Here is a 13,303-nt window from a genome sequence, read left to right on the forward strand (position 1 = left end):
CGCCGTCGAACGCAATCGGTTCCACGGCGCTTAATTCCCGAATTTATAGTTCAGCGCCAGTTTCACCGCCCGATTATAGAAGAACTGCTCCGCTTCGGTCCGGTAACGTGCCGTCACCGTTCGGGTTTCATTTGACTGACGCCCCAGCAGATTGGTGCCCGTCGCCACAAGGGTCAGTTTCTTGTTCAGCGGATGCGACCAACTGATCTCGGTGCTCCAGTTGACACCCGAACGCGACTGTAAGCCCCGATTTTGCATCACGGTCGCCGAAAACTGATACTGGTCGCCGCTCAGGCCCGCGCGCTTGGGGCCGTCATATTGCACCATCGGCTTGAGCATCCAGAAGGTCGCCTCACGCGACCCGCCCGCCTCGATGGAGTCTGAGCGGTCGCGGGTAAAGCTGGCGCTGCCGCTCTGGCTCCAGCGGCCCTTGCCCGGCAGACGTTTGACCGGAAAGCGCCAGTTGACGTCAAACCCAGCATACTGGGTCTGGCCGCGATTGACCGGGCGTGACAGGATGACGCCACCGTCAATCAGGGTGTTGACGTTTTCGATGGCGTTACTGGCTTCACGCATGAACACGCTCGCGCCCCACGACGAGTCCTTGTGCTCCCAATCGTAGCTGGCCTCGAGCGAATTGACGAGGACGAGCGCCAGATCGGGATTGCCGCTCTGCGCCCAGGTCAATGACCCGCGCAGAATTTGCGGGTCATATTGGCCCAGATTGATCGGATCGAGGCGGCGGCTATAGCTGAAGCGTATCTTGCCGTCTTCGCCCCAGGCGCGGCTGAGGTGCAGGGAGGGGAACCATTCCGTCTCCCCGCCTCGTCGCCCGGCAATATCGCGGCGGCGATCTTCGACACGCAGACCCGGCATGGCCGTCCACTTGCCCGACAGGGGCCATTGCAGGGTCACATAGGCCGCGGCCGTGGTTTGGCGACCGGCAAAGCGGCTGTCGTAGTCGATCAGGCCGGGCATATCGCTGTCGAGTGATCGCGCCATATGCAGCCTCTGTCTCTGCCAGTCGAAACCGGCACTGAGCAGTTTGTTACCCCCCAGCGGCTTCTCGTAATCGGCCTTGATCTCCTGCCCATGGTCGCGCTGAATATCGCTGACGCGATTGGTGCCCGTACTCGCGCCCATATATTCATAGAGCGTGGAATCGCGCGTGTGGTTGAGTTCGTCGCTGACCTCGACCGTCAGCCTTTCCCCTTTATCGTCGGCGAAGGTGTAGTTCAGTTCGTAAGCCCACAGGCGCATGAACCACGGCTCATAGGAACGTTCACTCGTCTTCCCTTCGGCGCTGTCGTCATAGGCCGTCAGATTATTGCCGGTCCAACTGGCCTCACTTTGCCTGACCTTCAGCTTCAGCGCACTGCGCGGCCCCAGCTTGTAGCCCCCGCGCAAACCGACATTGCGCCATTGGTTGTCGCCGATACTGATGCCTTCTTCGCGCAGACGGCCTGTCACCTGCCCCTGCGCATTGATATAGTCACGTGTGGAAAACGAGCGATTTTTCGTCGGGCCGCCATTGGCAGACAGGTTCAGCCCCCACGACCACGGCCCCTTGCCGTCGTCATAGCTGAGAGTGGCCCCATAGCGATCACGCGAGTGCGCCCAGAGCGAGGCAGACCCTCTGCGCACGACCTTCCCGCGCGGCTTTTTGGTAATGATATTGATAATGCCCTTGCTGGTGGCCGCCGCATACTGGGCCGAAGGGTTGGTGATGACCTCAATGCGCTCGATCTCCGACGCCGGCAGCATACGCAGCACCTGCTTGCCCTCTGCCGGTGGCTTGCCATCGACCCAGATGGTGACGCCGGAATCGCCGCGCAGATAGACCTTGTCATCGGGGGTGACCGTGACGGAGGGGACTTTGGACAGCACATCGCTCAATTGTCCGGTGGTCGCCTGCGGGTCGGTCTTGATGTCATAGACGCGACGGTCGATGCGCGTGCCTGAGGATTTGCTGGCCGTGACCGTAATTTCTTCAATCGGTTCGCCGGGTTTGGCCGGCGTTGCGGAGGCGGTCTGAGTCGTGGGCGCAGCGCTTGGCGTCGCCGTTTGCGCCAGTGCTCCGGTGGCCAGCGCCAGCCCTGCCAGCAGCCCGGCCGCCGAGGCCCCATAAACCAAGCGTCTCTTCATCGAGCCCCCCAAACTGTCGGTATCCCCTTAACCCACCGACACACGCAATCAAGGCGAGATTCCGACAAACCCAACCTTAGAGACACACGAGCGCGTGATCAGAGGGGGGTAAGGCCTTTGGCAAATCTCCGGGCGTTCCACACATAATGATCCGCCGACAGTCTAAGCCGCGCGATCTGCTCTTCGGTCAGTTCGCGCGCCACCCGTGCCGGAGCCCCGATCAGCAGCACGCCATCCGGAAAGACCTTGCCTTCCGGCACCAGCGCCCCGGCCCCGACGATGGAGTTCCGGCCAATCACCGCGCGATTGAGCACCACCGCATTGATGCCAATCAGGCTGTTGTCGCCGACCGTGCAACCGTGCAGCATGGCCTTGTGCCCAACGGTGACCCCTTCGCCGATCGTCAGGGGCGATCCGGGGTCGGAATGCAGCACCGAGCCGTCCTGAATACTGCTGCGCGCCCCGATCGTCATGGGCTCATTATCGGCGCGCAGGACGGCGTTGAACCACACGCTGGCACCGCCCCCCAGGCGCACATCGCCGATCACTTGGGCCGAAGGCGCGATCCAGACATCGTCCCCCTGTTGCGGGGCCACCCCGTCCAAAGCGAAAACCGTCATGCCAATCCTTTCCTCCCGATTGTTTCCTTATGCTTATGCGCGCCGGATAGGCGACGTGGCAAGCGCCTGTGTGTCCCGGCGGACCCAGTCCGACATTTCGCGGCTGCACAAGAGTTTTCCACAGGCGTTTTAAGAACTGGGTAAGGATTGTGCCGGAATCTGGTAGTGTTCTTGAGGGGGAATCATCTGAGCCCCCAACAGGACCCGGCGACATCCGGCCCGTTACCTTTTATGAGGTTTTCAGTGGCTCACAGGTATGTGTTTGCACCCGAAATCGTTCCCCCGCCCCCGGCGGTGCGGTCCGAAGGATGCGACTCACCCGGACGCGCCCGCCTTTCCTCCCCTGACGCATACGCGAAGACGAACCCTTATCCGGTTTCGTCTTTTTTTGTGCCTCAAATCCCGCTCTTGCTGACGCGCACTGACCGGACGCCTGCACTGCGTTCCGGCTGGCGCTCTTTTTTAAGGAGGCTGTCATGACCAAGCGTTCCACCAAGCGTTTTCTGCGCGAAGGTACTCTCGATGCCGAGGAATATGCCCGCGACACCAAGGTGCGCCGCATTTCCGTGCATCACGGGAGCTGGTCACCGGTCGCTCCGGCGAATGAAGAGCGGGATCAGAGCTACGTCAAAACGATCAAGGCCAAATCCGACGGACAGGCGCAACTGCTGACCGCCATCGACGAGAAAAACCTCGTTCTGGCGCTGGGGCCGGCGGGGACGGGCAAGACCTACCTCGCCATCGCCAAGGCCGTGGAGGCGCTGGAAGCCGGGAAGGTCGGACGCATCGTCCTGTCGCGCCCGGCGGTCGAGGCCGGGGAGTCGATCGGCTTTTTGCCCGGCGATATGGAGGACAAGCTGGCCCCTTATCTGCGCCCGCTGTATGACGCCCTCACCGACCGCCTCAGCATGAAGCGCGTCAAGGCGCTGATGCAGGAAGGCCTGATCGAGATTGCACCGGTCGGCTATATGCGCGGCCGCACGCTGAACAACGCCTTCGTGGTCATCGACGAAGCGCAGAACTGCACCTATACGCAGCTCAAAATGCTGCTGACGCGGCTCGGCTGGAATTCGACCATGATCGTCACCGGGGACCCGAACCAGTCGGACCTGCTGCCCGGTCTGTCGGGTCTGGCCGATGTGGCGGCGAAGTTCGAAACGCTCGACACCGTGGCCGTGGTGCAGTTGAAGGACAAGGATATTGTCCGTCACCCGCTGGTGGCCCAGATGCTCGGCGTTCTTTAGACGCAGGCAATTTTGAAGGGAAAGGGCGGGGTTTTCCCTGCCCTTTTTCTTTTAACCACGGAAAAAACTACAGCACCAGCGGGCGATAGGCCGTCGGGGTCACGCTGAAATCAGCGCGCAGGGCCTGACGGCGCGGCGTATCGGAAAAGCCGATATGCACCCATGTTCCTTCATAGATCAACTGATCGAAGACGATATCGCTGGCCATGATCTTGCGGCAGATATCGAGCGGCGTACCGAAGCGCTGCGATACAAAATCCACCGCACGCCCGATCATGTGGGCACTGGTCTTTGAGCCACCGACCTTGGCATTGAGCACCGGGCCGCGATAGCCGCTGCGCACCGTGATCGGCTGCCCCAGAAGCGCGCGCACCTTGTCCATGCGCTGCGCCGTGTCCTTGAGATTGGCCAGATGCTCAGGCGTCGGCGTATTGTCGATCCCGTTGCGCTCGGCGATATCGGACTGGGTCAGTTCTTCCAGCGTAAAATACTGGCTGAGCGGCGTATAGCCGGGATAGCTGGGCGGCAGGACCGGCTCCGGCCATACCTGTTTGGCGCGTTCGTACAGCGCCTTGCGGTGATCGAGACCGTTGGTGCCACCATTGATGATGCGCGTAATGCCGACAAGGTCGTCGGTATCGGCAAGCGCATTGAGGTTCTTGGCCCGCCAGAAAGCCCCGGAAGCGCGCGCCGCCGTTTCCGCCTCTTCCAGCTTTTGCGGCTGCTCGGCCAGCGGCAGACCCGTCAGTTCGCCGTAGCGCGTATAATTGGCCCTACCGGTGATCATGACAAAACCGCGTCCGATATAGCGGAAGCCGTCGCCGGGCTCGACATTGCCCAGTTCCGGACGGTTACCATAGATGGCTTCGGCAATCGCGGCCTTACCCTCATTGACCAGTCGCTGGGCGTTTTCCAGCGAGCCCACGCGCTTGGGGAAGGTTTTATATAGGCCCTGCGCGCTGTAGTTCAGGTTTTCGACCAGCGCCCGGAAGTTATCGCACTCATGCGCCAGTTGCGCCATGAAGTGCGCCAGTCGCCGCGGCGTGTCGATGCCGTATTCGACCCGCGCCGCCTCCAGTGCCGGAGCATAGACGGCGATGCGCGCCGCATTGGCCTGCGGCGACAGGGCCTTGAGGGTCTCCGCCGTAATCATCAGTAGTCCCTCGGCCGCAGCGACGGATCGGGCAAGGCGTCGTCCGCCTCCACCGCCTGAGCCGGAACCGCTGTCAGGGCCGGGGCGGTCGCGGTGGTGGTGATGGCCGATGAGGTCGGCAGGGTGATCACCCGCATCGTCGTCTCATCCGCGAAAGGCTGAAGCGGCGTGAAGGTCGATGCCGGCGGTGGCGCGCCCCCTTTGAAGGTCGAGCGCACCGTCATCAGCTTGCTCAGCACGTCGAACCAGAAGGGCGCCCCCAACGTCACGGCAAACGCCGTCATCACCCAGCCCGAAACGAGGGCGATCATCGGCAGCACGTTAAACAGCGCATTGTCGCCCAGAGTAGGCGTCCCGTTATAGGCGTTGGTGAAGATTTCGACCGTGCGCCCGACGGCCAGTTGCGTATTGTGCCACCACTGATCCGGGCGGTCCGCGCGGAAATCGGGCGCAGGCGTCGTCGGCTCCTTGCTGGGCGGGCATTTGCGGTTGTCGTGCAGGGGCGTGTCATTGCCGCAGAAGCGGAACAGGTGCTGCATACTGTCCATGGTGGTAGCGTTCCACCCCAGAGGCAGACCCAGGCGGCTCAGGGGGTTATCCAGACTGGCCGTCGCCTCCACGCCCTTGGCGGCCGTGTCGGTATAATATTGCTGGGCCGAGGCCTCGACCGCCTTGCGCAGGCTGGGCGAGCGGTAGAGCGTATCGGCAATCACCACCGTGTTGACGTTCATCACCACGCAGGCAATGAGACTGAACCAGAACAGGATCGTCTGGGTCTCATGGCGATACCAGCCGGACACGCGGTCCATGGTGGCGTTGAACCACTGCTCCAGAAAGGTGCGCGCCTTGTTCATATCCCCGTCGGCCGTATTGACCGCCAGTTGCACCACCTTGGCCAGACGCGGATTGTTGAGATTATTGGTGGCGTTCAGAACGGCCTGCGGGTCGATGCGCCCGGACTGGGTCTGACCGCCCTTTTCGCTGATCATATCCAGCACGACGAAGGCGAAATGCTCCGCCGGAATGTAGGACGGCAGCTTGCGCCCTTCGAAGAAGCGGCGGCGGGTCGGCGGCTTATAGTTGCCGCGATAGAGGGTCATGATCAGGGGATGGCTATAAAAGCCTTCAAGGAATTCGAAACCGTGCAGCTTGTCGCCGGATTTACGGTCGAAGCGCAGCTTGTGTTCCTTGGGCAGGTTGCACAGAAGTTCGATCAGGCCCCGTTCCAGATTGCGCGCCCGGCTTTTGAAAAAGCCTTCGACCGCTTCGCGCGCCGTCGTCGCCAGCACGCTCATCAGCAGGTAGATGAAGACCAGTCCTGCGGCAACATCAATGGACTCCGGCAGCAGCATGTCCCCCACCCTGAACCGTTCACGAAAAATTTTTATAAGAAATCAAACAGCCGGAAAACACCGTTAACCATAATTAACGAAAGCGCAATCGCCAAATCATGACACTTTGCGCAGGGCGAAAAGTGGCGCATTCAGGTCACAGGTAGGGGAAAACCACAGGCGGGGGCAAAGGCGCAACGACCCCAGACGCTCAGCCTCTTCGGTCGCGGGTATTATCGCGGTATTATTCTGGCCGTTCCAGGGCGCTGAGCGCCGCACGGCCTTCGGGCGTGACGGTCAGGCCCTCGGCAACGGTCTTGGCCGTGGCAACGGCCCCGCGCGGTGACATCATGGCCGCCGCCTTCATCGAGGCATGGGTAATGCCCGCCAGACGCGCCACCGCCATCTGACGATAGCTGTCAAAGCCCTGCACCATGCACGCACCCGCAGCCTGCTTGGCAGCGGCCGCCAGTTGGCCCAGATATTCGCTCAGGGCGTCGTCGTCGCGCTTTACGCCGTCGTACTCGATGCAAACCCCCGACAGACCGCACTTGGCCAGAGCGGCGATAATCTTGCGGTCGGAAGAGACGTGACCGACGACGGTCATGCAGAAGGGCTTGATCAGCGAGACGATTTCCAGAACGCGGTGCGGCGGCACACCGTCCAGACCGCGCACCTCAAACAGCACCTTGAGGCCCATATCGCTGGCGGCCTTGGCCACTTCGTGCGTGATCTTCTGGCGCGCGCGCTGGGAAGCAAAGGTCGAAAAGGCCGCGGGCACGACCATCAGCATCTTGCGCTGATCGGCCTCGCGCATCCGTAATATCTTCAGCCCCTGCTCGATATTGGTGATATCGACCAGTTCGCGCAGACCCCAGTCCATATTGGCCAGCGCCTTGCGATCCAGAAGCGTGTTGTCCGACGCCTCAACGACCATAGGCTCCAGCCGGTGGCCGATCATCACCATCTTCTTCATCTCGAACAGAGGCTCGTTCGAAGAGGCGATGCGCAGCGTCCGGTTGGCCAGCGTCACAGTGGCCGCCACCATGACCGGACGTTGAATATTGGTCATTTGCGGGCCCTGACCGGGGGTGCGGACGGCTTCGCCCGTCGTTGCGCCGGTGATCGGCTTCACGCGCTCAGGCCCCGCTTCCGGACGGTCGAACCAGGTCTTGAGGTCGATGGGATTGAGGAGGAAGCGATCGACGTCCTCTACCTGCACCTCATAGAGCGGAACGGGCAGTTCGGAGACATCCCCGACAAAGAAATTGCCCAGATCGCGCCACATCTCGGTTACCGACAAAGCGCCCCGGCGCGACCCTTCGGTCGGGATAATAGCCAGCCAGGCATCGTCATTGATACGCAGGCACCAGTTGGGCTCCTGAAAGCGTCGCTCGAAACCGGTCTTTAGATGTTCATAGACCAGTTCGCTCTTGACGTCCCACTTGGACCCCAGCCGCACAATCAGGGCATCCAGCTTGAGCAAGAAGGCGTGGCCCTGTGCGCTGACACGGGTTTCGCGCAGGCGCTCGATGATCATCACCGCGTCCTCGCGTTGCAGCAGCAGCCGTTCGGGCTCCGCTGCGCCGTCTTGCCCTGTCGAAAGGATGTCTTGAGACATGCCGGACACACCAGACCTATACTTACAACACCGTCCCGATCAGCCTACGGATGCAGCGTTGAAACAACATTAACATGCGTGTCAAAATTATGGGCCATCGCGGTGATACCGCCGACGATGTCACGTGATTCAGAAGTTAAGCAAGTCTTCACCCTAACGGTTAAAACCTTGTACACTCTGACCGAATCGCCCGGAGGTTTGCCATTTCCGCCGCCGCACCGGCTCCTGACGCCCTGACCCGTGCCGCTCCCGAAGCGCGCGCGCCTGTGGACGTGCCCGAAGCCAGCGGCCTGCACCCTGTCACACAGGTGCGCATCCTGCTGCATCTGATGCAGTTGAACGCGGCGGCCCGGCGACAGGCGGCACTGCCCGACGAAAACCCGCCGGGTTTCGTCGGGCGACTGTCCGAACTGATTGCCAGCCTGCCCCCCGACAGGGCGCAGCCTGTGCTCGATGATCTGGCGGAGGCCGACTGGGCCGATCCGGATCTGATCGCCGCCCTGTGCCAGTTACCACAAAGTGGTGCATCGGTTTTGCTGCGCTCCCCTGTGCTCAGGGACGAGGCGCTTCTGAAATTGATCGCGACCAGCGGCGAGCGCGCCCGTCTGATCGCGTTGCGACCGACCCTCAGCCCGTCCGTGATCGACGCCCTGATTGCGACCGCCGATACCGCCACGGCCACCGCCCTGCTCAACAACCGGCACCTCCGCCTCCATGACGCAGCGTTCGAGGCTCTGGCGGCGCACGCCCGAACCGATATCGCCCTGCGCGCCCCGCTGACGCGCCACCCCCTACTGACGCGGGCTGCCGCCGCCCGGCTGCTGGATGTGGTGGGGCCGGGCCTGCGCGACACACTTCTGACCCGCTTCGACGGCCTGCACGCCCGCCATTTTCAGGCCCCACCGCCCAGCGATGCGGCGCAAACCCTGCATCGTCTGCAACGCGGCGACTTCCTCGCCTTCCGGCAAGGTCTGTCGCGACTGACCGGACTGGATCGCGCGCTCGTGGATCGCGCCCTCAGCCAGGACTCGGCGGTGCCGCTGGTACTGTTGCTGAGCGCCGCCGCCATCGACCGGGCGGCCTTTGCTGACGTGCTGACGCAGGTTCAGGCGCTAAATGACGGACATCCGCGCATCAATGATCGTCACCTGGCCTTTGTCCGCGGCCTGTTCGATCTCAGTGCCCCCGAAGCGCGGCAAAGGCTTATGGCCATCTATTCCCATTGAACGAAATCCGTTCTAAGACGGCTGTCCCCTGCTGTTCAGACCCTGCCTCATGTCCCTCAAACTCGCCTTTACCGCCTCCGAACGCCCCGAAGCCCAGGCCGCTTGCGCGGTGCTGCGCAAACGGTACGGTGAGGCCAACGACCCGGACGTGATCGTCGCCCTGGGCGGGGATGGCTGGCTTCTGGAATGCGTCCACAGCCATTTCCGTCACGAATTGCCCATCTTTGGCATGAACATGGGCTCGATCGGCTTTCTGTTGAACGAATATCGTGAAAACGATTTGATGGCGCGCATCGAAAGCGCCGAGCGCACCCGCATCAGCCCGCTGCGCATGACGGCCACCAATGGGCGTGGCGAGGTGCAGGAGGCGCTGGCCTTCAATGAGGTGTCTCTGCTGCGTCAGACGCATCAGAGCGCCAAACTGCGCATCCTGATCGACGGCAAGGCGCGGCTGGAGGAACTGATCTGCGACGGCGCGCTGGTCGCCACGCCCGCCGGTTCGACCGCCTATAATCTCTCGGCCCACGGCCCCATTATCCCGCTGGACGCGCAGGCCCTCGCCCTGACCCCGATCAGCGCCTTTCGCCCGCGACGCTGGCGCGGTGCCCTCCTGCCGCATTCGGCCAAGGTGCGTTTTGAGGTGCTGGAATGCGACAAACGCCCGGTGGCCGCGTCGGCCGACACCTTCGAAGTGCGCCACATCCGCGAGGTGGAAATCGTCGAAGTGCCTGAACTGTCTGCCACCATCCTCTTCGATGCGGGCAACGGTTATGATGAGCGCGTGCTGACCGAACAGTTTTCGAGTTAGAGCGCATCCCTGTCGCAACGGCATGGCGGGCTGGCGATTCGATTGCACACGCGGGTGCTCTGAGGGGTATGTTACCGGCTCAATCCCCTTATCACCAAGGCCGCGAAGGAAAAAATGCACGGCATTAGGGCTTCCTAAAGGGGTTTGCGGTTAGGGTTGATGAAATAGCCCCACGGAATAAGCTCCCATGTCCGAAAAAGCCCAGGTCATCCAGATCCCCAATACCCTCCGCGCCAAGGTTGGCGGCAAGATGGGTGCGCTTGATCCGGCCACCCTTGCCAAGGCGGAAGAAGCCCTGTCCTCCCTGTCCGATCAGTTCGACAACTGGCTGGATGATGAGGTCACCAAGCTGGAAAAGGCGCAGGAAACCATTCGCAATGATGGCCTGAGCCCGAAGAACGCCGAAGCCCTCTATTTCCGCTGCCACGATCTCAAGGGTCTGGGCACCACCTATGGCTATCCGCTGATCACGCGCATCGCCGGTTCGGTGTGCAAAATGCTGGACGACGAAACCATCCGTATGCAGTCACCGCGCGTCCTGATCGACGCCCATGTGGACGCCATCCGCGCCATCGTCCGCGGCAAGATCAAGGACGAGAACCATCCGGTGGGCGTCACCCTCGCCGAAACGCTGGAAGCACGTGTCAAGGAATATATGGACGCGCTTGAAGCCTGATCTCAAGGCCTGAGACACAAAGAAAAGCCCCGGTTTGCGCCGGGGCTTTTTGCGTATCCTTATACCAAAGGTCATTGAAAATGACTCTTGGTATTCCATCCGAGAATGTCTCATGTCACTGACAGTCTCGTGTCTTCAACGGCCGGATGCGGTCAGCATCTTCGGCCGTTGGTATTATCAATACGATCAGCGTGGCGCGACCGCCACCACCGGGGCCTTGGGCGCGTTCAGGCCGAACAGCGCATCCGGCAGCGCACCGATAATGGCCGCCGACAGACAGGTGGCGACAAAGCCGGCAAACAGGGCCTTCCAAACCAGACTCAGCACTTCCTCGCGGCGGTCAGGCATAAGCACGCCCAGCCCCGTGACCGTAATCCCCACCGAACCCAGATTGGCAAAGCCGCAGATGGCATAGGTCATCAGCATCCGCGTGCGCTCGCTCATCTGATCGACCGGAATGGCCCCCAGTTTGAGGAAGGCAACAAATTCGGTCAGGGTCAGCTTGGTGCCCAGAATATAGCCGGCCTTTTGCGACTCTTCCCACGGCACGCCGATAATCCACGCCAGCGGCGCGAAAACGACGGACAGACCGCGCTCAAGCGACAGGGGCTCACCGCCCACATGCGGGAACATGCCCAGCACGATGTTAATCAGCGACACGAAGGCGACGAAAACGATCAGGATGGCCGAGATGTTCATCACCACCATCAGGCCGTCCGCCGTGCCCTTGGAAATGGCGTCGATGGCGCTGTCGTACTTCAGCGACGAGTTATAATCGGCGACAACGCCGCCTTCGCCGTCTTTTTCAGGCACCATGATGCGCGACAACAGCACACCCGCCGGGGCCGAAATAATCGACGCCACTAACACGTGACCGGCGGCATTGGGCAGGGTCGCCTTAAGGATCAGCGCATAGGCCACCATGGTCGAACCGGCCACAGTGGCCAGACCGACCACCATCATCATGAACACTTCGGAGCGCGACAGCTTCGACAGGTAGGCGCGGATGACGATGGGGCTTTCGATCATGCCCAGAAAGATATTGGTGGCCACCGCCAGAGCCGACGCCCCGCCAAGGCCCATGGTCTTCTGGAAAATGAACCCGAAACCCTGCGTGATCCATTTGAGAATGTGCCAGTGCCACAAAAGGGCCGACAGGGCCGAGATGACCAGGATCAGCGGCAAGACCTGAAAGGCAAAGACGAAAAGAGCCCCCTGATTTTGCACCGTATAGGGCTGAGCCCCGCCACCCAGATAGCCGAAGACGAACTGCGTCCCCTGATTGGTGGCCGCCGCTAGGGCGTCCACGCCGGAATTGATGCCGTCCAGCACGGCCTGAGACTGCGGAAAACCGAACAGCAGCACCGCCAGCGCCACCTGCACACCGATGGCCCCGATGGTCAGAAAGATCGGAAATTTCTTTTTGTTCTCCGAAAGCAGCCAGCAGGCCAGCAGCATGATCCCAATGCCCAGTATACTCTGGACGTTCAGCATTCCGTAAGACGGCATGTACACTATCCCTTGGCGGCTGTGCACACGATTGCGCCGCCCAAACCGTAAATATCCGATAACCATTGAAACCATGGCAAGCGGTTTCTTCGCATAGCCGATATTATTTTCGCCGTCGGCGAGAGGCTATGACAAAAAGGCGACAAATCCTGATGACAAATCACCCGGTGGGCCTGTAGTCTCGCCGATGACAGCGCCCCGGCCCAAGCCTCCGGGCGCCGCCCATAACAAGGACAGGACTTAAACGTGAGCCCTCAGCCCGGCCTCAATGACGCCGTCGTTCGCCACCTGCTGGTTGTCGATGACGACGATCGTATCCGTACCCTGCTCAAGGAGTTCCTGTCGCGTCAGGGCTTCCGCGTCACCGCCGCCGCCCATGCCGACGCCGCCAAGCGGATGCTGCAACTGCTGGATTTCGACCTGCTGATCCTCGACGTGATGATGCCCGGCGAAGACGGTTTCTCGCTGTCGAAATGGGTGCGGCAACATTCCAACGTCCCCATCCTCATCCTGACGGCGCGCGGCCTGCCCGACGACCGTATCATGGGCCTGAGCCTGGGGGCCGACGACTATCTGTCCAAGCCGTTCGAAGCGCAAGAGCTTTTGCTGCGGATCGAAGCGATCCTGCGCCGCACCGGCGTCAAACCCGCCCTGCCGAAGACCATCAGCATGGGGCAGATCACCTTTGATCTTGAACGCGCCGAACTGACGCGCAACGGGGCGATGGTGCGCCTGACCGAGGCCGAGGCGCAACTTCTGAAATATCTCGCTGAGCGCGCCAATGTGCCGGTGGATCGCATGGACCTTGCCAAGGACAGCGTCGATACCACAGGGCGCGCCGTGGACGTTCAGGTCACCCGCCTGCGCCGCAAGATTGAGCCCGATCCCAAGAATCCGCGCTACCTGCAAACCGTGCGCGGCAAGGGCTATATGCTGGCGCCGGATTAAGGCCTCGCCTTATCCTCATCTA

11 protein-coding genes are annotated in these 13,303 nt (G+C 61.6%); 5 read left to right on the forward strand and 6 right to left on the reverse strand.

Annotation, left to right across the window (positions count from 1 at the left end; all coding sequences use genetic code 11):
- Positions 1-30 precede the first annotated feature (30 nt).
- The gene (locus PQU94_RS09405; protein ID WP_272741215.1) at positions 31-2,145 is read right to left on the reverse strand and encodes a TonB-dependent receptor; all 2,115 of its coding nucleotides are present in this window, start codon (positions 2,143-2,145) and stop codon (positions 31-33) included.
- A gap of 98 nt (positions 2,146-2,243) precedes the next feature.
- Positions 2,244-2,765, reverse strand: coding sequence for a gamma carbonic anhydrase family protein (locus PQU94_RS09410; protein ID WP_272741216.1), 522 nt, complete (start codon positions 2,763-2,765; stop codon positions 2,244-2,246).
- A gap of 476 nt (positions 2,766-3,241) precedes the next feature.
- On the opposite strand from PQU94_RS09410, the gene PQU94_RS09415 reads away from it, so the two are divergent.
- Complete coding sequence (locus tag PQU94_RS09415) at positions 3,242-4,009, forward strand: PhoH family protein (protein WP_272741217.1); 768 nt, start codon at positions 3,242-3,244, stop codon at positions 4,007-4,009.
- A 67-nt stretch (positions 4,010-4,076) separates the two neighbouring features.
- Here PQU94_RS09415 and PQU94_RS09420 read toward each other — a convergent pair whose 3' ends face one another.
- The 3 genes from PQU94_RS09420 to PQU94_RS09430 all read right to left on the reverse strand — a co-directional run bounded on the left by PQU94_RS09420 (position 4,077) and on the right by PQU94_RS09430 (position 8,114).
- Entirely contained in the window at positions 4,077-5,162 is a 1,086-nt protein-coding gene (locus PQU94_RS09420; RefSeq protein WP_272741218.1) for a D-Ala-D-Ala carboxypeptidase family metallohydrolase, read from the reverse strand.
- A complete protein-coding gene (locus PQU94_RS09425) occupies positions 5,162-6,514 on the reverse strand; it encodes a hypothetical protein (protein WP_272741219.1) in 1,353 nt (450 codons plus the stop codon). Before PQU94_RS09425 ends, PQU94_RS09420 begins: the two co-directional genes overlap by 1 nt.
- A 223-nt stretch (positions 6,515-6,737) precedes the next feature.
- Positions 6,738-8,114 carry a hypothetical protein gene (locus PQU94_RS09430; RefSeq protein ID WP_272741220.1) on the reverse strand — a complete coding sequence of 459 codons (1,377 nt, stop codon included), beginning with the start codon at positions 8,112-8,114 and terminating at the stop codon, positions 6,738-6,740.
- A gap of 266 nt (positions 8,115-8,380) precedes the next feature.
- On the opposite strand from PQU94_RS09430, the gene PQU94_RS09435 reads away from it, so the two are divergent.
- From PQU94_RS09435 to PQU94_RS09445, 3 genes are all read left to right on the forward strand, one after another.
- Positions 8,381-9,340, forward strand: coding sequence for a DUF2336 domain-containing protein (locus PQU94_RS09435; RefSeq protein ID WP_272741221.1), 960 nt, complete (start codon positions 8,381-8,383; stop codon positions 9,338-9,340).
- A gap of 49 nt (positions 9,341-9,389) precedes the next feature.
- Entirely contained in the window at positions 9,390-10,148 is a 759-nt protein-coding gene (locus PQU94_RS09440) for an NAD kinase (RefSeq protein WP_272741222.1), read from the forward strand.
- Between the two features lie 187 nt (positions 10,149-10,335).
- On the forward strand, positions 10,336-10,824 hold the full coding sequence (locus PQU94_RS09445; protein WP_272741223.1) for an Hpt domain-containing protein: 489 nt from the start codon (positions 10,336-10,338) through the stop codon (positions 10,822-10,824).
- A 186-nt stretch (positions 10,825-11,010) separates the two neighbouring features.
- On the opposite strand, the gene PQU94_RS09450 is transcribed toward PQU94_RS09445, so the two are convergent.
- Complete coding sequence (locus PQU94_RS09450; RefSeq protein ID WP_272741224.1) at positions 11,011-12,333, reverse strand: NupC/NupG family nucleoside CNT transporter; 1,323 nt, start codon at positions 12,331-12,333, stop codon at positions 11,011-11,013.
- A 246-nt stretch (positions 12,334-12,579) separates the two neighbouring features.
- On the opposite strand from PQU94_RS09450, the gene PQU94_RS09455 reads away from it, so the two are divergent.
- A complete protein-coding gene (locus PQU94_RS09455) occupies positions 12,580-13,281 on the forward strand; it encodes a response regulator (RefSeq protein ID WP_272741225.1) in 702 nt (233 codons plus the stop codon).
- Positions 13,282-13,303 lie beyond the last annotated feature (22 nt).

The organism is Asticcacaulis currens, assembly GCF_028550395.1.
GTDB classification, from domain to species: Bacteria; Pseudomonadota; Alphaproteobacteria; order Caulobacterales; family Caulobacteraceae; genus Asticcacaulis; species Asticcacaulis currens.